The sequence below is a fragment of the Stenotrophomonas maltophilia genome (genome assembly GCF_003970865.1).
In the GTDB taxonomy this organism is placed as follows: Bacteria; Pseudomonadota; Gammaproteobacteria; order Xanthomonadales; family Xanthomonadaceae; genus Stenotrophomonas; species Stenotrophomonas maltophilia_AR.
In genome coordinates, this window is the sequence record NZ_RXLZ01000047.1 from 1 (window position 1) to 18,238 (window position 18,238).

General features: G+C 62.0%; 16 protein-coding genes and 1 pseudogene. 6 read left to right on the top strand and 11 right to left on the bottom strand.

Annotated elements, in window-relative coordinates:
- Positions 1-152: 152 nt before the first annotated feature.
- Positions 153-2,348: pseudogene (locus tag EKL94_RS15430) on the top strand (TonB-dependent receptor); the annotation flags it as partial.
- A gap of 370 nt (positions 2,349-2,718) precedes the next feature.
- On the opposite strand, the gene EKL94_RS15435 reads toward EKL94_RS15430, so the two are convergent.
- On the bottom strand, positions 2,719-3,228 hold the full coding sequence (locus EKL94_RS15435) for a TetR/AcrR family transcriptional regulator (protein ID WP_185830041.1): 510 nt from the start codon (positions 3,226-3,228) through the stop codon (positions 2,719-2,721).
- 240 nt (positions 3,229-3,468) lie between these two features.
- The gene (locus EKL94_RS15440; RefSeq protein ID WP_260473444.1) at positions 3,469-4,008 is read right to left on the bottom strand and encodes a TetR/AcrR family transcriptional regulator; all 540 of its coding nucleotides are present in this window, start codon (positions 4,006-4,008) and stop codon (positions 3,469-3,471) included.
- A 171-nt stretch (positions 4,009-4,179) separates the two neighbouring features.
- Between EKL94_RS15440 and EKL94_RS15445 the strand changes: the two genes are divergently transcribed.
- Positions 4,180-4,821 carry a pentapeptide repeat-containing protein gene (locus tag EKL94_RS15445; RefSeq protein WP_185830042.1) on the top strand — a complete coding sequence of 214 codons (642 nt, stop codon included), beginning with the start codon at positions 4,180-4,182 and terminating at the stop codon, positions 4,819-4,821.
- Between the two features lie 46 nt (positions 4,822-4,867).
- Here EKL94_RS15445 and EKL94_RS15450 read toward each other — a convergent pair whose 3' ends face one another.
- The 3 genes from EKL94_RS15450 to EKL94_RS15460 all read right to left on the bottom strand — a co-directional run bounded on the left by EKL94_RS15450 (position 4,868) and on the right by EKL94_RS15460 (position 8,223).
- On the bottom strand, positions 4,868-6,223 hold the full coding sequence (locus tag EKL94_RS15450; protein WP_126929754.1) for a flavin monoamine oxidase family protein: 1,356 nt from the start codon (positions 6,221-6,223) through the stop codon (positions 4,868-4,870).
- A gap of 75 nt (positions 6,224-6,298) precedes the next feature.
- Positions 6,299-7,531, bottom strand: coding sequence for a sensor histidine kinase (locus EKL94_RS15455; RefSeq protein ID WP_126929755.1), 1,233 nt, complete (start codon positions 7,529-7,531; stop codon positions 6,299-6,301).
- A complete protein-coding gene (locus EKL94_RS15460; protein ID WP_126929756.1) occupies positions 7,528-8,223 on the bottom strand; it encodes a response regulator transcription factor in 696 nt (231 codons plus the stop codon). Before EKL94_RS15460 ends, EKL94_RS15455 begins: the two co-directional genes overlap by 4 nt.
- Positions 8,224-8,348: 125 nt before the next feature.
- Here EKL94_RS15460 and EKL94_RS15465 point away from each other — a divergent pair, with 125 nt between their 5' ends.
- On the top strand, positions 8,349-8,930 hold the full coding sequence (locus EKL94_RS15465) for a hypothetical protein (RefSeq protein ID WP_148105807.1): 582 nt from the start codon (positions 8,349-8,351) through the stop codon (positions 8,928-8,930).
- A 48-nt stretch (positions 8,931-8,978) separates the two neighbouring features.
- Here EKL94_RS15465 and EKL94_RS15470 read toward each other — a convergent pair whose 3' ends face one another.
- Both EKL94_RS15470 and EKL94_RS15475 read right to left on the bottom strand, forming a co-directional pair.
- Positions 8,979-9,629: a Qnr family pentapeptide repeat protein gene (locus EKL94_RS15470; RefSeq protein WP_126929758.1), complete on the bottom strand. Its 651-nt coding sequence runs from the start codon at positions 9,627-9,629 to the stop codon at positions 8,979-8,981.
- Between the two features lie 65 nt (positions 9,630-9,694).
- Positions 9,695-10,393, bottom strand: a complete 699-nt coding sequence (locus EKL94_RS15475) for a winged helix-turn-helix domain-containing protein (protein WP_185830043.1) — start codon at positions 10,391-10,393, stop codon at positions 9,695-9,697.
- A gap of 766 nt (positions 10,394-11,159) precedes the next feature.
- Here EKL94_RS15475 and EKL94_RS15480 point away from each other — a divergent pair.
- Positions 11,160-12,335, top strand: a complete 1,176-nt coding sequence (locus tag EKL94_RS15480) for a sensor domain-containing diguanylate cyclase (RefSeq protein WP_185830044.1) — start codon at positions 11,160-11,162, stop codon at positions 12,333-12,335.
- 70 nt (positions 12,336-12,405) lie between these two features.
- Here EKL94_RS15480 and EKL94_RS15485 read toward each other — a convergent pair whose 3' ends face one another.
- The gene (locus tag EKL94_RS15485; protein WP_126929761.1) at positions 12,406-12,969 is read right to left on the bottom strand and encodes a TetR family transcriptional regulator; all 564 of its coding nucleotides are present in this window, start codon (positions 12,967-12,969) and stop codon (positions 12,406-12,408) included.
- Positions 12,970-13,118: 149 nt separating this feature from the next.
- Between EKL94_RS15485 and EKL94_RS15490 the strand changes: the two genes are divergently transcribed.
- Together EKL94_RS15490 and EKL94_RS15495 are read left to right on the top strand one after the other, a co-directional pair.
- Positions 13,119-13,763, top strand: coding sequence for a pentapeptide repeat-containing protein (locus EKL94_RS15490; protein WP_185830045.1), 645 nt, complete (start codon positions 13,119-13,121; stop codon positions 13,761-13,763).
- Positions 13,764-13,816: 53 nt separating this feature from the next.
- Positions 13,817-14,074 carry a hypothetical protein gene (locus tag EKL94_RS15495; RefSeq protein WP_126929763.1) on the top strand — a complete coding sequence of 86 codons (258 nt, stop codon included), beginning with the start codon at positions 13,817-13,819 and terminating at the stop codon, positions 14,072-14,074.
- A gap of 51 nt (positions 14,075-14,125) precedes the next feature.
- On the opposite strand, the gene EKL94_RS15500 is transcribed toward EKL94_RS15495, so the two are convergent.
- Genes EKL94_RS15500 through EKL94_RS15510 form a run of 3 tightly spaced genes read right to left on the bottom strand, consistent with a single transcriptional unit; the run spans position 14,126 to position 18,220 of the window.
- Complete coding sequence (locus tag EKL94_RS15500) at positions 14,126-15,196, bottom strand: fimbrial protein (RefSeq protein ID WP_126929764.1); 1,071 nt, start codon at positions 15,194-15,196, stop codon at positions 14,126-14,128.
- A 22-nt stretch (positions 15,197-15,218) separates the two neighbouring features.
- Positions 15,219-15,632 carry a YegP family protein gene (locus EKL94_RS15505; RefSeq protein WP_126929765.1) on the bottom strand — a complete coding sequence of 138 codons (414 nt, stop codon included), beginning with the start codon at positions 15,630-15,632 and terminating at the stop codon, positions 15,219-15,221.
- Complete coding sequence (locus tag EKL94_RS15510; protein ID WP_260473445.1) at positions 15,623-18,220, bottom strand: fimbria/pilus outer membrane usher protein; 2,598 nt, start codon at positions 18,218-18,220, stop codon at positions 15,623-15,625. The genes EKL94_RS15505 and EKL94_RS15510 overlap by 10 nt, the downstream gene beginning before the upstream one ends.
- Positions 18,221-18,238 lie beyond the last annotated feature (18 nt).

An 18,238-nucleotide genomic window follows, 5' to 3' on the forward strand; every position in this document is an offset into this window, starting at 1 on the left:
CCATCTCAATATCGATGCGTAATACGAGACGGCTTGACCTGATTATTTATTTTTAGACTATCGCCGCTCGCCAGAGACTGCAACGCGTAAGGTCGTCGGGCGGGGTAAGTGGGTAAAAGGGACACCGCCTAGGGACCGGGGGGAGGCGAGGCAACCCACAGGCGCAGAACCGCACCCTGGGTGGCCTGCTCGAACACGTCTCCGGCGTGCAAAGCAGCGCCTTCGGGCCGAACGCGGGCGCCCCGGTCATCCGCAGCCTCAGCGGCAACCGCGTGCAGATCCTGCAGGATGGCCAGTCCATCCTCGGCATGAACGCGATCAGCGGCGACATCAACATCCCGTTCGATCCGCTGTTCGTACGCAGTGTCACCGTCAACAAGTCTTCCGACACCGTGCGCTACGGCGGCAATGCGATCGGCGGCAGCGTGGAGATCGATTCGGGCCTGATCTCGCGCAGCATGGAAGACAAGGACCAGTCGATGGAACTGGTCCTGCGCAAGGGCTTCAATGCCGCCGACGCGCAGGGCTTCCGCATGAACTTCAACAACCAGCGCAACCTCTCGACCAACCTGCAGGTTTCGCGCCAGCGCATCTCGCACTACGACATCCCCGGCAACAGCAAGGCCGCCGTCTGCAACACCCGCCTGTTCCCGCCAACCGGCGGCGTCAACTCGGCGCTGGCCGACAGCTGCCAGAAGGAAGCGCGCGTCCAGCAGATCTACAACAAGGCCTCGCAGCCCTACATCGACCAGTTCATGACCGAGAATCCGGACTGGGCCGATGGTGATTTCTCGTTCTTCACCAACAACCCGACCTCGGTCTGGCAGCGCCGCACCTATATCAATCCGGCCAATCCGGCCTATGTCGCTGGCACGCCGTCGTACGTGCAGAAGCAGATCAACAACGACGTGACGCCCGATTACCATCACCGGTTGGGCAACAGCTACGCGCGCAATTCGCAGGTGGCGTTCGGGTCGACCCTGTTCTTCGACCGGGGTTACGTGGGTGTCAGCATCGATGCCAAGGACAGCGAGTACGGCGTGCCGGGGTTCTCGATGCAGAACCTGTCGTTCGGTTCCAACTATGCCAACGGGCTGCCGGTGGGGGTGGTGATCAAGCAGGAACGCTACGCACTGGAAGCCCTGTTGCGCGATCCGTTGCCGTGGTTCGAGCGCGCCGAACTGCGTATCTCCACGCTGGACAACACCTCGGGCGAGCGGCTGGGTGCCACCCGGGCCAACGACTACGATTTCGAGAGCACCCAGGCCGAGCTGCTGCTCAGCCATCAGCGCGTCGGTCCGCTCAGCGGCCTGCTGGGCTTCAGCCACCAGTCGCGTGATGTCACCGGCAGCGGCTCGCTGCGCTACCTGCCTGACGTCGACACCCGCAGCAACGCGGTGTTCCTGAAGGAGACGCTGGACTTCGGCTGGGCCAGTTTCGACGCTGGCGCGCGCCACGAGCGCGTTGACCATGACCTGCAACCAAGCCGCTTCAAGACCGCGCGCAATGCCGCCAACACGAAACTGCAGGACCGCGACTACCGGCTCAACAGCTACAGCCTGGGATCGTATGTCGAGCTCGGTCCGTTGTTCGCCGCCAAGGTGCGCTACTCGTCCTCGCAGCGCGCACCGGAGATCAACGAGCTGTATGCGAGCAATGCTCACTATTCGGTGATGACCCAGGAAGAAGGCAACCAGAACCTCGAGCCGGAACGCGCGAAGAACCTGGAACTGACCGGCCTGTTCCACCTCGGTGGTTTCGAACTGTCGGCCACCGCGTACCGGATGAAGTACGAGAACTATCTGTACCTGGGTTACTCGGGGGTGCAGACCGCCAACCGCCTGCCGCTGAAGTACTGGAAGCAGACCGACACCACGGTGAAGGGCTTCGAGATCGATGCCTCGCAGGCATTGGACCTGGGCCGCTACGGCACGTTGAACGTGTCCGCCTTCGCCGACCTGGTGAAGAACAAGGCCGATCACCCCGATTCGTTGCGTGCCCACAATGACGGCGAGTATCTGCCGAACATGCCGACCAACCGCTACGGCGCCAACCTGCAGTGGCAGCGCGAGGGCTGGAAGGCACAGCTGTCCAGCACCTACTACGACACGCAGAAGTACCTCGGCCGCAATGTCAGCGAGGAAGTGCCACTGGATGCGTTCAACCTGGTCGACCTGCAGGTCAGCCGTGAGCTGCCGGTACGCAACAGCTACATCGCCGGCATGGAGGTGTTCGTCAACGGCAGCAATCTGCTCAATGAAGAAGCACGCCCGCACAACTCGCCGCTGAAGTACATCGCGCCGTTGCCGGGGCGTGGGTTCCAGGTGGGTGTGACGGTGAAGCTCTGATCAGCGATTGATCGAAACACGCCTGCAGGTGAACTGCCTGCAGGCACCCTGGATCAGAATCCTGGCTGGTTGCACCTCGCTCCCCGCGATCCACATCGGTAAAAAGGAAGATTGCAACGCCGGAAGCCGCGCAGAAGAAGGCACAGAGAATGTGCAGGGAGCGCGCCAACGCTTGCGCGCTTGTCCCGCTGTGGCGGGAAACGCCACCTCGCAATCTTGAACCCACAGTACTCCCGGGCGCACCCGCTCCGGTGCCAACCGCATCGCCTGCTGCTAGTCCGCAGCCGCTGCCCACGATCAACACCGCCCACCAAGCGCGCACGGCGTTGACGGTCCAGTCCAGCGGTCTGGCGTCCGCACACGATTCCGCTCATGGCCGCTGTGACGGATCTACGACCGCTCTGACCCTGGCGCCATGCCGGAACAGTTCCAGTACGTAGGTTGGAGCAAAGGACGCGGCAAGCTGCCGACGTGCGAGCGATTGGCTGACGCTTCGGAAGCAGGCCCAATAGAAGTCGGTGATCCAGGCCGCGTTGATATCCAGGCGATATCCGCCAAGACGCTGGCCTGCAAGGAAGAACGCCTCGAACGATTGCTCTACTCCGGCCCATTTCTCATCGCCACCGGCCCGGGATCCAACCCGCTGGGGTGACTCCGGCAACTGGTCCAATGTCATCAGCACCAGGGGCCAGCTCCGCATGAGCGCTGTAGTTGCACGCTCCAACCGGCCATCTGCGGGTTCGGTTGCAAGCAGTCCAGCAGCGGCCTCCAGCGCCTGATAGCCGGACTCCAGCAGTGCCGTGGTCAATCCTTCACGGCTTCCTGCTATCCGGTACAACGTCGCGCGGCTGATGCCCGCGCTTCTTGCAAGTTCGTCCAAGGTGCAACGAGGCCGCGCCAAAAGCGCTGCAGCGAGTTCTCGTTGGAGAGCGGAACTGCCATGCGACGAAGCACTATGAATCACCTTAAGTCACCAGAAGCCCATTTAACTCATGAATGTACCATGAACCATTCATAAATCATTTGAGACAATTTCGGATCACGCCCGCGTACAGACGGCTTGGCAGTGCTTGTTACAACTGCCCGCATTGCCCTCGTGCCAGATCCGTATGCAGATCCTTCAGTCGCTCGAGGCACCGTGGCGGAACGACGTCAGCAACGTCGATACCGCCAATGCGGGCGCCAGGCGGCCGCGTGACATGGCCCAACTGACACCGTAGAAGCAGGTCCAGTAGAAGTCCGTCAGCCAGGCTGCGGTGAATTCGACGCGGAACACACCAGCCTTCTGCCCCTCCAGGAAGTAGTTCTCGAACTTCCTGCCGATCGGCACCCAGCGATCGGGCTCCTGGTTCAGATCATCGCTCGACTGCTGCAGCATCACGATCTGCGAGAAGACGAGCATCACCAGCTCCCAGTTTTCCAGCAGGGCGGTGGACACCCGTTCAAGCACCAGGTCCCTGTCTGCCGATTTGTCGATGAGCTGCGCAACGGATTCCAGATGCTCCATGCCCAGGTCCATCAGGATGGCAGTGATGTCTTCCCGGGTCGGCGCGAACCGATAGAGCGTGGCGCGACTGATGCCGGCGCTGCGGGCCAGATCATTCAATGTGCAGTTCGGACGGCTGACCAACGTTGCCGCCAGCGCCCTTTGAAGGGACACGCGATTGTTTCTAGAGACAGTTTGCATTCGGAGTCATCGCCGGTTGTCGTGAAAATCAATCAGAAATGAACCATTCATTAACGAAATGAGTTTAAATTGATTCAAAAAACTCACTTATGAGTTAAAACGTGAACGTCATCTCAACTTTGAGGGATGATCAGGAAAGGTTCGATGAAAGCATACCGTGCACAGAGATTTGCCATCGATCAGTTCAAGGGCGTGCGCATGGATCACGCAACTTTCATCGATTGTGACTTTTCGGCAACCGATCTCAGTGGCGCTGAATTCCGCGGCTGCAGCTTCCATGACGTGCAGTCCGGCAAGAGTTGCAACTTCAATAGTGCCCTTCTCAAGAACACCCTGTTCGATCGATGTGACCTGACACGATGCACGTTCAGAAGCGCCGTCGCTCCGGCGCTGGCCATCGTTGACTGCCGTGCCCAGGAAGCGGATTTCCGCAATGCACGCTTCCTGCCAATCGAGTCCGATGGACAGCTCCTGTTCGCTTCGCGAATCCTCCGGTCCAATCTCTCGCACGCCAACTTCAGTGGTGTTGTCCTGGACGGCTGCCATCTGCAGGGAAATCGGTGGGCGGGTGCCATCAGCATCGGCACCAGTTTCCGTGACGCACTTCTGAATGATGGCGTGTTTCATCCATTCGACTGGTCAACCGCCGACTTCAGCCATGCCGATCTGCGAGGATCAGTTCTGGGTGATCTCAATCCTCGCGAAGTCATGCTGCTGGAAGTCCGCCTGGATGAAGAGCAGATCGCCAGCATGCTGCTACGCCTCGGCATTGTTTCTCCCATGTAATCGCGTGGGCTTCCTCGGTTGGTCCAGTCCCCCTGTGATGTCCTGCCTATGCCGCCAGCAATGAGCGTGCAGCACGCACGCCCGACGTATGGGCCCAGTCGACCTGCGAGCTGATCATGCCGGCCCAATGCAGGCGTCCCCAGGACTCATGGATCACGTCTTCGTCAGGCCACGTCCCGTAGGCGCCACGGGAAAGGGGGTCTTTCATCCAATCGTGCATTGCAACCGACCTGAAAGCAGGAGGGCGACGACCCGACGCGCGCGCGATCGCATCCAGCATGGCACCGGCTGCGCGCTCCTGCCCCTGCGCCAGCAACGCCTGCGCCCGGGCACCGGTGGCCCACCCGACCACGACCTGCCCTCGCTGCGCTCCGTCCTCCTCGCCAGCCGCACTCCACAGCGTGGCTGGATTTGAGCGGAAGTCATCCAGCATGCTCACGCCCTTGGGCAGCACAGGTTCATCAAACTCCATCAACAGTTTGGCAACAGGAAGGGGCCTGCCTGCCCGCAAGGCAGTCCACTTCCGCAGCGGCAGTGCAGGACTGAAGCGAACATCACCGCGCAGGATGACAGGCGCAGGAACTGCGACCACGCACTGGGCCGCCTCGAGACGCAATGCACCGCGCGGGGTCTGCGCGTGGATCACCACGGATTGATCCCGGTTCTCGATCAAGCGGACCACAACGCCCTGGCGTACCTCCAGCCCACGGGAGATCAGATCGATGACCTGGCTGTAACCTCCCGGAACCTTGAAATCACCCGCAGCGTGAAGCGCCTGCGCGCGCTCTCCATCAGGAAGCCAGAGCTGCTCCACATAGGGCCTTACATCCTCTGCGCTCATGCCTGGCAGCTGCTCTTCATCGGTGCCGACCTGCAGCAACGACAATGGAATATTCCCCTCGGCCATTCCCAGCCGGCGCAGATAGGCAAGGGCGCTTTCATTTGCACCGAGGGGTTGAAAGCTCGATGGCTGCGGCGGACGGTGGCTGGGGAAGTCGAAGTTCGCTGGGTCCCTGGCATCGACCCAGCGATTCATCTGCTCGCTCCAGGTGACCACCCCACGCAACGGCCGGGTCGCTATGCCGGCTTGGGAAAGCAACGGCCAGAGGCTGTTCTCCGGGCTCCCGCCATGCACCAGCTCAGCACCCAGCTCGATTGGCCACCGCATTGACGCACGGTCGGTCCAGATCCGCCCACCCAGCCGATGCCTCGCTTCCAGCACCAGCACCGACCGCCCCGCATCCACCAGCGCCCGGGCAGCACTGAGGCCCGCCATGCCGGCCCCGATGACCACCACGTCATGCTGCGGCTCCCCGGAACCGTGCCGGGGCCGAGCCAGGCCGGCAGATGCATTGGCCATGGAAAACAGCAGCGCTCCACCGATGAAACTGCGTCGGTTCATCTCACATCTCCGGGACAACGGACCAGGGGGATCAATAATCGAATCGCATTCTTCCCCTCCTCCATCAGCACCCTGTCAGGGAATTTTCAGGATTTCGTCCGGATTGCAGGACGCATCGACAGACGGGATGCAGAGACGGGCGATCAACCCACCGCCCTGCCTGCCGACCACCACCAGCTCTCCGCCATGGCAGCGACAGATGGCGGACGCCACCGCAAGGCCAAGTCCGCTACCGCCATTGCGGCGCGTACGGGAACGATCAGCGCGCCAGAACCGGTCCGTGATTCGTGGAAGGTCACAGGAAGGCACTCCGGGCCCTCGATCACTGACTTCAATGACGATGGTGGTCGCGCTGGCCGCAGCCACGATGCCCAGGTTGCGCCCCTGTGCAGCATGGCGCAGGACGTTGTCGATCAGGATCGACAACACCTGCCCTACCCGCCCGCGGTCTGCCCTGGCGAACAGGCCTGCCTCGGCAGTGCATGAAACGTCGAAACCAGCGTCGTTGAGCATGGGCAATGCCCAGTCCAGGCGCTCGTCGATCAGCGCGCGGATGTCCACCCGTTCCAGATGAAGGGACAGCTGGCCGGCCCGTGCAAGCGATACGAGCTGGAGATCCCCGACCAGGCGATTGATCGCACCCAGCTGCTTCAGGACAAGCTGCAGCTGCTCATCGCTGTGAGGGAAGACATCATCGAGTACCCCCTGCAATCGTCCCATCGCGGCGTTCAGCGGTGTCCGCAGCTCATGCGCCAGCATCGCACTCGACTCCTGCACCTCACGCTCATACTGCTGCAGTTGAACCGCCATGCCATTGAATGCACTGGCCAGGTCGGCCAGCTCAGCTCCCGCTTCGCCGGACTGATCCACACGGACCGAGAAATCACCCTGGCTGACTCTCTGCGCAGCCACCACGAAATCACTGAACTCGCGAGACAACCTGCGTGCAAACCCCATCCCGGCCAGCACCAGCGCCGGAATCGTGAGCGCAACAATCGACAGCAGCGCCAGCCAGTCGAGATCGTCCAGGCCCGGAAGCACCCAGTCGACGCTGGCATGGGACGCCATCAGTTGCCACAGCCGTTCTTCATTGCCCGCCGGCTGCGCCCTCAACTGGACGATTTCCCGAGCGACATAACCAGGAAGCAGCGACAGCTGGATATGGTCTATCACTCTTGAATAGCACCACATGCCAACAACGATCAGCAGCGTTCCGAAGATCGCCAGCGCACTCATGCGCAGGCCCAGCCACAGCCACAGTGGCCGTCCGGCTGCACGCCAGCCCGGCTTTTCGCATGGGCCGTTCATTGGAACCTGTACCCGTAGGCGCGTATTGTCACCAGGACATCAGCCAGTCCGAAGCTGTCCAGCTTCTTTCTCAGGTTATGGACGTGCGTATCTATTGCACGCTCCATCGCGCTGCTGCCCGGCATGCAACGTTCCATCAGCTCCGCCCTGCTGAAAGCCTTGGTCGGTGTCGCCAGCAGGGTCGCCAGGATGGAGAACTCGGTCGGGGTCAGCTCGATCGGGCTCCGCCTCCCGGAGGCTTCGACCATGGCCGCACTCATTGCATTGCAGTCCACCTCAAGGGCTTCGTGACGTAGCAACGCCGAAGGGGGCATGACGTCGATCGTCCGCCGCAGGACAGCATGGACCCGCGCAACAACCTCCCTGGGATTACAGGGCTTGACCACATAGTCATCCGCGCCATAGCGGAGCGCTCCAACCTTCTCCGATTCATCCTCGATCGCGCTGATCATCATCACCGGCGTCCGGCCCAGGCGCCGGATCTCGGCCAGCAGGTCCGCCCCCGCAATGCCAGGCAGCATCATGTCCAGCAATACGATGCTGGGTGACCATCGATGGAACCACTCCAGGCCATTCACCCCATCCTGGGCAATGCGGACCTCGAATCCCTCCCGGGCAAGATACGCCTCCAGTATCGCGGCCCCTTCCACATCATCCTCGACGACAAGGACGCGGACTTTCGAACTGCTCATGGACCCACCTCTTCAGGCAGTGATGTTTCCGGCCACTGCCTTAACGACGGGCCGGCTTGAAGAATTCCTGACAACTTCCAGATCAATCCCCACCGTTCGCTGCGGAAGATTGCCGGAACACTTCCGTGGAGATCACCGTCATGGCCAGTCAAAGGCTGATAGGCCTCATCGGCGATTTGAGGCATCCCTACTTCGCTGCAACCACTCCACCGGCCTGGGCCCTCGCATGTGCCGCACTCGCAGGGTCCGCCTGGTTCGGAGCCAGCAGGCTCATTGCACTGCCCTTCATGGGGAGCTGTGCAGCTGCGTCCGTGCTGCTGCAACTGCGTGAACCTGCCCACCCCACCCGCGACATCACCATTGTGTCGTCGACCTGGGCGTGCCTGTTGCTGCTGAACATCGACCTGGTCACCTCTCCCGGCACCCCACTGATACGCGGAATGCTTGCCAGCGTGTTCTGCGTGCTTGGAATCGCCGGCACAATCGCGAGCCTCAGGAGAAAGCTCGTCACCGCCAATCACCTCAATGCTCGATTGCACGCATTGAGCGACCGGGAACTGCTGGCACTGCTGCCACCTCCTGCACGGGGCATCGCCGATTCCTGGCTTGCCGGCACCGCCGTAGCTAGCGGGCGGGCAGAGGCACAGATCCGTCGTGCAGCGCTTCAGCTGGCCATCGATCTGCAATCAGCGAGGGAGGCGGCATGACGCATTGTCCAGATCGCTCATGGGATGCCTGCAAGGGGCTGCGGTGGGTCATGCAGGCACCACCGTGATGTTCATCCGTTGCAGCAGCAAGGCCGTCTGCAGCGTATCGATCGTGACGCCATCAAGATTCACGGAACGCAGATCGAGATCCCCCAGTTCGGAATTCGACAGATTGCAGTGCTTGAAATCGGCTGATCTCCAATCAAAGGCTGCGAACTCACCTCCGGAAAGATCCGATCCAGCGAAGCTCGCACCCTGCACGTTGGCGCCCATCCAGCGGTTCTCCCACAGCTCGCACTTCTCCAGTACCACCTTCGAGAAGTTCGCATAGCTCAGGTTCGATTTCTTTATGAAGGCACTGCAGAACCACGTCCGTGACGTGATCTGATTGAGGAAGCTGGCGCTGCTGAAGTCAGCACCTTGCGCGCGGCACTCTGCGATCTCCAGGCCAAGCGCCTTCGCAAAACTGAAGTTGCACATGGTGAGGTCGCATTGCCGGAAGCTGGCATCCTTGAGCAATGCCCGGCTGAAGTTGCAGCCCTTCTGGGCTTCCGGGTCATAGAACGAGCAGTTCACGAACTGGCTTTCGGTCAGGTCAGCGCCCGAGAAATCGCAGTTCCGGAAGCTGATGCCGGTAACCACCTGACCGGTGAACGCTTCCTTTTCGATGCGCTGATCCCTACGAACCGAGTCTTGCATGCCTGATCTCCAGAAATGAGGCTCCCCATCCTACGCAGCACAAAGTCACGCGTAAATCTTTTGAATCACCCCAAATTCACATGAGACTCATCAGTCTGGATGCCACCGTTGGCCCTGTCCGCCAGCAGGAGATAGCCATGTCCTCTGGCGTACTGGATGCGAATCTCTGCTGGAGCCAGCGCGCGTCGGAGCTTGGAGACGTGGCAGTCCAACCCGCCTCGCGGAACCTGGCGCCCTTCGCCATAGACGGCGCTCTCCAGAACCGAGCGGCGCACACGCTGGCCGGACCGCGCGCACAGGGCCTCGAGCAGCTTCAGTTGCTTGCGCGGCAGGTACAGCTTCTGCCCATCAAGCAGCACCACGCCGCTGCCGAACTCGAAGCGGAGCCGGCCGATGTCCAGGCGCTGCACGGCAACCGGCAACTGGCGACGGGTAACCGCCCTCAGTCGCGCCAGCATCTCCGCATGTTCGTAGTGGCCAGCCAGATAGTCGTCTGCTCCCGCCTGCAATCCTTCAACAACGTCCGGCACGCCCAGCGGAGAGCACAGAAGCACGATCGCCAGACCGGGCTGTCGCCGACGCATCTCAACTACAAGCGAGATGACTCTGCGGTCCGGAAAGCGCCACTCAACCAGAAGTGCACGGTACTGATGGATCTGGAGGGCAACACGCGCCCGTTCAAGCGAACCTACATTGTCGACCACCCCTCCCCGGCGCTGCAGCGAAGCGCGCAGCCGGGTCGCAGCGTCATCACTTTCAGTCACCACGAGTATCCGCATCGCTGCTTGGCCTCCGCTACCCGCCGATCCCCTCCGGAGCTTCCCTCCGCAGGCATCCGCGCACGAGCACAAGCATTGCCTCGACCATATGAATCAATAATGACTCTTTTGGTCTTAATTTCAATCAATCAGAAAGGCCGCACCCGTGCTCCCTGCAGCCGGAACGGGAAGGCCGCGCGGGGCTATCGACTCTTGCCTGATCGTTACCCGCGTCGAGCGGGCAGCTCACGGCTGGTTTGCACCTGTATCCGCAGACTTCCGGCCATGGACCGTGAGGGAGAATGGGCATGAGGCGGAGACCCGGTGTTGTGCTGATGGCGGCAGGAATGCTCCTTCCGGTTGGCATGGAGCCACCTGCCGCTGCCTCTGTTGTTCCCTCGGCAAAGCCGCCACACAGGGTGTTGCCCCCCATGTCAGATGCGGGGTCCGGTGTGATCCCGTTGCGCCTGCTTGCAGGCATCGACGTTCCCGTTGCGGGTCTGCCTCACGCCGCGGCGCACAGCGATCAGCCATCGGCAACCGCGGCCGGCGCTCGACTTCCGCACTGGCCGATCTGCAGATATCACCGGTGGAAGCTTCCCAGGGCCCTGCGCTAGGCAAGCATCCGCTGCCGCCCGACGCTGCCATCTGCACAGGCAGGCTTTACCCGACCACCACCAATGTCATGCCCTACCCCTCTCCCTGGAGAAGGTGGGGGTGGCGTTCCACACCCATTTCCCAGAGCACGCTTCATTGGAGCGAGCGGTCCCCCATGGATATCGAGAACGTTCTCTTCCCGGCCTGCCTGGCCAATGCCTCCGGCTTGATTCTCTTCGTGAACGCGCCGTTCCGAAGCCTTGTTGCTGGTCGCACCCTGCGCGGAAACATCTTCGACTACTGCCGCAGGGACGTGCATCGCGCTCGCGAGTTGTCACTGGAGCGGTTCAAGGAGCAGCGGCTGGACATCGTCCTGTATGGCATTCCCTACTCGGCAGCGGTCTATGCGATCGCAACCGGAGGCGAACCCGCCTTCCTGCTCAGCTTCAACCGACGCGGATCGGGGCGCGGCAACCTGGAAGCAACATTGACCAGCGTTCTCCAGTACAGCCTGGACTGCGTGAAGTTGATTCGCGCCGACGGCGTACTGGAGTACATGAATCATGCCGGCTGCAGCGCGCTGGGCGTGGATGAAAGGCAGCTGGCACTGGGCCTGGCCTGGACCGACCTGCTACCGCCGGACGTGCGGGTCCACGCCCAACGGGCTCTGGCCGATGCATTGAACGGCTATTCCGTGAGTTTCCCGGGCCGCAATGAACGTCCGGATGGAACCACGGTCTACTGGAGCAATCTGGTCTGCCCGATTGATGACGTCATCACCGGTGAACGCAAGGCCGTGTGCATTTCCAGGGACATCACCGAAGTGGCCCTTGCCAGGGAGCAACTGAAGTTGATCTCCGAGACCGATGACCTCACTGGCCTGTTCAACCGCCGGCACTTCCATGCCGTGGCAGAGCACTGGTTTTCCCTGCCACAGGGCGCGACGGGATGGCTGCTGCTGATCGACCTTGACGGCTTCAAGGCGATCAACGACCGGCTCGGACATCTCGCGGGGGATGACATCCTGCGGGTGTTCGCCTCCAGGCTGCGCGAACAACTCAGATGCCCGGAGTTGTTCGCAGCCCGGCTGGGGGGAGATGAGTTCGCGATCCTGCATCAATCGGGCGATCAGGTATGCCGTACCTGCGAACCCGCCGCCATCGTCAGCCGCCTGAGCAGCCCCCCCTTTGCCGTCGAAGGCAGGGCGGTGCACGTGGGCGTAAGCGGTGGCTACGTGCTCCTGCCCGAAGGTGCACAGACGCTGCGCGATGCCCTCAGCCATGCCGATACGGCGCTGCGCAGTGCCAAGCGTTCGGGAAAAGGCCGTTGCCTGTGCTTCACCGCATCATGACTGGGCAACGGGACCAGGCATTGGCTGTCCAGCAGCATTGGACGTCCCTGCACCCGGCGTCGCATCCACGTTACCTGGGCACTGCCGCGCCCGAACGGAACGAGTCGATGAGCGTCTGCGTCGCAAGCGCCGGGGCCAGGCGCCCCCGCGACATGGCCCAACTGACCCCATAGAAGCAGGTCCAATAGAAATCGGTGATCCACTGCGTGGCAAGTTCTACCCGGAAAAGCCCCTGCTTCTGGCCCTCCAGGAAGAACGTGTCGAAACTCGTCCCGATGGGCTTCCAGCGTTCCGGCTCCCGGTTCAACTCACCGCTGGCCTGCTGCACTTCCACGATCTGCCCAAAGACCAGCATCACCAACTGCCAGTCATCCATCAGGACCTCGCTGGCGCGCTCCAGTGCCTGCTCACCTCCGGCGGCGATGATGCCTCCGGCTTGCTCCAGGCGCTCATATCCCAGGTTCGACAGCAGCAGGACGATTTCCGCACGCGTGGGGGCAAACCGGTACAGCGTTGCGCGGCTGATACCGGCACTTCGTGCAAGTTCACTGAGCGTGCAGTTCGGCCGCGCGACGAGGGTCGCAGCAAGCGCGCGCTCAAGGGAATACGGACTGTTTCTGGAGATGGATCGCATTCAGACGGAACACTGGCAGCCACTGTTGAATGCTTAATGTATCATGAATTGTTAATGAACCATTTGAGTCAACATTGCGTCATCTGTCACTTATGTGAGTAACTTGACCTTGCTCGGTGCAGCAACAGATGGCAGTCAGGGGATCATGGATGGAGATCTTTCGCGGGGAGCGCTTCAGTTCGAGGCAGTTCACGGGAGCCAGGATCGACCATGCCATGTTCATCGGGTGCGACTTCTCCACCAGCAACCTGACAGATACCGAGTTCAATCACTGCCATTTCCTCGACCGCACAACAGGCCAAGGCAGTCGCTTCACCGGCAGCATCCTCCAACGCGCACGCTTTGAACGTTGCGACCTCAGCCATTGCGACTTCCGTCTTGCCTTCGCGCCGGGCCTGTCGATCGTGGATTGCCGCGCGCCCGGTACCGACTTCCGTCACTCGCGGATGCGCCCACTCCCGGATGATCCACTCACCGGACCACCCCGGATCCTTCGTTCAAATCTGCGGGGTGCTGATTTCAGCGCCATTTCGCTGGAAGCGTGCGACCTGCGCGACAACCGCTGGTCTGGCGCGATCACCGCAGGCACCAACTTCCGCGCGGCCTGCCTGGCAGGCGGGATATTCACCCACTTCGACTGGTCAACCGCGGACTTCTTCCGCGCAGACCTGGACCGCGCTGTGCTCGGTGACCTGGGCATCGCACAGATCCAGCAGCAGGAACTGCGCCTCGACCCAGCCCAGCTGGCACTGCTGCTGCAGCGTCTCGGAATCGCCCTGTCGGAGGATGCATGACAGCGCTGCCTCCTGCAGGGTACCCGCCCCCACATGATTGACGGAAGACGGACATGCCCGATACCGGCCTGTTTTACGTACTTGCACTCCGCCTGCGCCAGGGACAGGGCGGAGATGTCGAATGCGTTACCCACATCACGATCCAGTGCAGGAAATGCCGGGCGGTCACCGTGGCGACCGAACACAGCCTTGGCCGCGTTCCCGGTGGAACCATCCTGGACTGCCCTGCCTGCGGGTCCCACCAGGCCTTGAGCAACGCCCGCTTTCTGGACGACCGTGAACTGAGCACGCTGTTCGCCCAGCGCTGCTGACAGCGTGCCCGCCCTCCACCCAGGCACGGCAGCCCTGCCGAAGGCTTTCCCTCAATCGTACTGAAGAGTGAATGTCGCTTTGCCATTGGCCACCCCAGGTCCGACTGCACCTTCCCTGGTCTGGATGTACCGCGCACGCAGCGGCAGTTCCAGCGTGCTCGCCGTCGGCTGGGTGAAGCCAACGACCAAAGGATCTCCCAGCGAGAACGGCACCTCGCTGGTACCAGAACGCCTCACCATCTCGATACCCACGCCACTGGCCCGATTCTGGACATTGTCCAGCTTAAGAACGCCTTGGTATCCGGAGTCGTCAGGCGTCGCGTCAATACGGATCTTGACCCGCGTCTCTCTAGCGCCCCCTTGGCAAAGCAGCTTGATGCTGAAGTCGCGGTTGTCCCCACGGGTTCGGGGTCCGTTGAATCTGTTGGCTGGTACGTTGTCGAACGCAACGGGGATGTTGCGGCTCCCGGCGTCCACTTCGCATGTCGGTTTCACCACGACATTGCCATTGCTGGAGAACTTGGATGTCAGCGCCGGATTGGAAGTACTGTTGCCATCATAGTAGAACCTCGTGAACGTGCCTGTCGGCGCGACGCGGCCGGTCCCTATCTGCTCCGCAGTTCTGACCAGATCAATAATGAAACTGCCACCATCGATACCCAGCCAACCGGGTTTGACCGAATGGGACTGGCTATGTGGATAGAAGAAGGGCGAACCACCGGATACCGAGCGCATAACCCTCACCCCGATACCTGGTACGTCCGTTGTATATACATTCGCCAGGCCCGGCACTGCCACTCGCCGGTCGGGATTCTCGAATACTGATATCTCTTTCCCTCCCCACAGATCGCATTGGGCGACGAATGCCTTCCCATGGATTCCCCCGCTTATCTGCTTGATGAGGCCGCCGATAGGTGTGCTTGGGAGCACGGTAATGTACCCCGCGTCGATCAGCACTTCCTGGGGATCGAAGAAGATCCCGCCAATCAGATTGATTCGGCAGGCAGCCTCCGCGCCTCCTGTAAGCATAAGCCCGGCAAACAGCAGGATGGTGCCAGGCAGACAGCGGATACCCGTCGCCCTCCGGGCGTAACCCTTCGCTCTCTTCAACCGTTCATTCATCGCGAAACTCCAGCAGAGTGGCTCAAGGGCCCCGAACTTCCCAGATCATGTCCACGCAGTTCCAGACTGGCGCGGTAGCGGCCACTCCGATCGTCAGGAACAGCGCTCTCACGCAGTTCTCCTTCGAGGTGTAGTCACGCGCACTTTCTGCCAGCCGCTTCGAATTCCTGGCCAGCAATACCCATCGCCAGCGTTTTTCAAGCGTTCTGTAGACGACGTACTGATGAGCAATACCCTCAACGTCCGCGCCATCCACCAGGACCTCCTGCGTCTCCTTTTCGGGCACGCTCTTTTCCTGCGGGATGTCCGGCCCCCATGGCCCGTGCCAGGGCTGCCCCGCCTGTGCCGCACGCGGCGGCCTGATCCGTTCAACGGGGGCATCCACGTGGGCCTCATCAAGCGCAAGCGGCACTGCATTCATCACTGTCATCGACATACTGCCTCCATCGAAATGAAACCGGTCAAGGACGCGTCCGCACCTGCGGGCACCTGGTAGTCGACCCAGCACTGCTGGTCGGCACCTGCGCCCCACTCCACGCGCAGCCGCCCCTGGCGCTGCTCGCTCCGCACGTACAGCCGGCTACCCTGACTGACCATGCCCACCGGCTGCCCCTGCTCGTCCTTGACCTGCGCACCAAACGGCAGCGCCTCGTGATCGCGATCCCGCACCTGGATCAGCAAGGCATTGCCCCGCCGGGTATCGAAACGGACATAGCCAATGGCACCGGCGAACGGCGCGATCGACTGGCTGCTGCTCTCCAGCTCCACGTCGTGAGCCATTCCCTGCGGGTCCAGCGTCACGGTGTTGAGCCGGTAGGGGGACAAATACGGCACCACGGCATAGCCACGGCCATCGATGCGCAGTCCTGCCGCATTGCCCACGCGTGCATTGCGCGCACCGAGCGCCTCCACCACGGCCATGGTGTCGCCACGCTGTGGCGTGAACGTCAGCCCGCCAGGATGGACCACCACGCTGCCGTTCGCACCAACCGACGCCTGCCGATAGTCACGCGAATGCCCGTAATTGGCACTCAACGCCGTGTAGCGGCTACGGTAGGTGGCATTGGCAGTCGCGGCCGTCCCGCTCTGCCGGGAATCGGACACCGCCACGCCGTAGTTGAAGTTGCTGTCGGCCCCGGCCGAACCGGTGATACCAATGCGGCTGCTGTCATAGCCTCCAGGATCGCGTGCACCAAGATCTGCACTGAACGACAGCGGGTGAGCGCTCCGCCCCAGCGGCACACTCATCGAGAACAGGAACTGGGTTTCCGAGCGACCGAACGTACCCTCCTCGGTGCGCAGAGCGGAGAAGCCGTAGCTCACCGCGCGCCAGGCATTGTTGTAGCCAACCTGGTACTGCTTCGCCGTCCCTTCCCGGTCATAGAAATCGCGTACTGAACCGGTCACGTACAGCGCACCCCAACGCCTGCCCAGCGGTTGGTTGAGGGTCAGCTGGAACTGGCTGCGCTGGCGTCCGCGCGCCGTCGGGTCGGCGCCTCTTTCTTCGGCATCGCGTGCATACACGGCATCCTGAAGGCTGTAGAAGCCCTCGGTGGAGTACCGGTAGGCCGCCAGGGTCAGATTGGTCCCGGTCTCGCCAATCATGTTGCTGTAGCTCAAGCGGACACTGGCACCGGTCCGGTCGCCGAAGCGATCGAAGGCAGTGCGCGCGTGGGTGACATCGGCGGCGAAGGCACCCACCGGCGTGGACAGGCCGACGCCGTACAGCATCGACAGGTAGCCCTCGCTCAACGCGCTGCCACCGTAGAGGGTCAGCCGATTGCCGATGCCACGCTGGTACGTGCCCAGCAGCAGCCATGGCTCGTCGTTGAGCAGCTTGTTGCGCACCTGGCCGGCGGTCAACGAGTAGCGCGATACGCCCTCGCGCAGCATCTGCGGCACCGAGCCGAAGGGCACCTTGAATTCACGCCGCCGGCCATCGGCCTCGATCACGCTGACCTCCAGATCACCGCCGTAGCCGGTTGGGTACAGGTCGTCGATGACGAAGCTGCCGGGCGAGACCGTGGAGGAATAGATCAACTGCTGGTTCTGGCGGACTTCGACCCGCGCACTGGTCTCGGCGATGCCCCGGATGACCGGGGCGTAGCCCCGCAGTGAATCCGGCAGCATCCGGTCATCACTGGCAAGGCTCGCACCCCGGTAGCCGATCGAGTCGAACAGCTGGCCGTTGGTATAGGCCTCGCCCAGCGTCAACAGGCCGCGAACCTTCGGTATGCCGCGTTGGGCATAGGTGGCAATGCCCTGCCAGTGACGACCGTCGTTCTCGTTCCAGGTCAGGTTGGAATCATGGCGGAACTGCCAACCGCCAAGATTGAGGCCCATGTTGAGGCCGAGATAGGCGCTGCGGTCGCGTTGGCCACTTGCCACCCGGCTGTCATTCTCCATCGCATTGAAGTTGTAGCTGACGAAGCCGGCATTGATGCCGCGGTCCCACAACGCCGGATTGACGTAGCCCCGGGCCTCGCGACGCAGGAACACCTGCGGAATGCTCAGGTCGTAGCGTAGATTGCCGCTGTCGTAGATACCGTAGGCGTTGGCCATGCGCTGCTGCACCGGCACGCAACTCGTCGCATCGGCAGGAACTGAAGGGCTCTGCTGGACCAGCACTGCCTCGCTGTCCACGCCGACCTCCTCCAGCAACGAAATCGGTACGCAGGCATCGACCCGGCCCTGGGCATCGGCCTTGAACTGCAGGTCGCGGCGCCCCTTCCAGGCACCGTTGACATAGAGGTCCACGCGATAGGTGCCAGCCACCATCGGATTACCGTGGCTGAACGCTGCAAGATCGACCTGGGTGGCCTGTCCGGAAAGGAAGTCCGAATTGAATGTGGCCGACGTCGGCGCGGGTGCAGTTGCTGCACCGCTCTGCGCCACCAGTGCCTGCTCTCCAAGGTTGGCGGGGGCGGCAACGGCACAGGCCGAGCATGCACTGCCCACAGCTGCGAGTACGACAGGAGCCGCCAACACACGCTGGATCGAGCAGAACAGTACGTTCATCGCCATGATCAGGCTCCTGTCAAA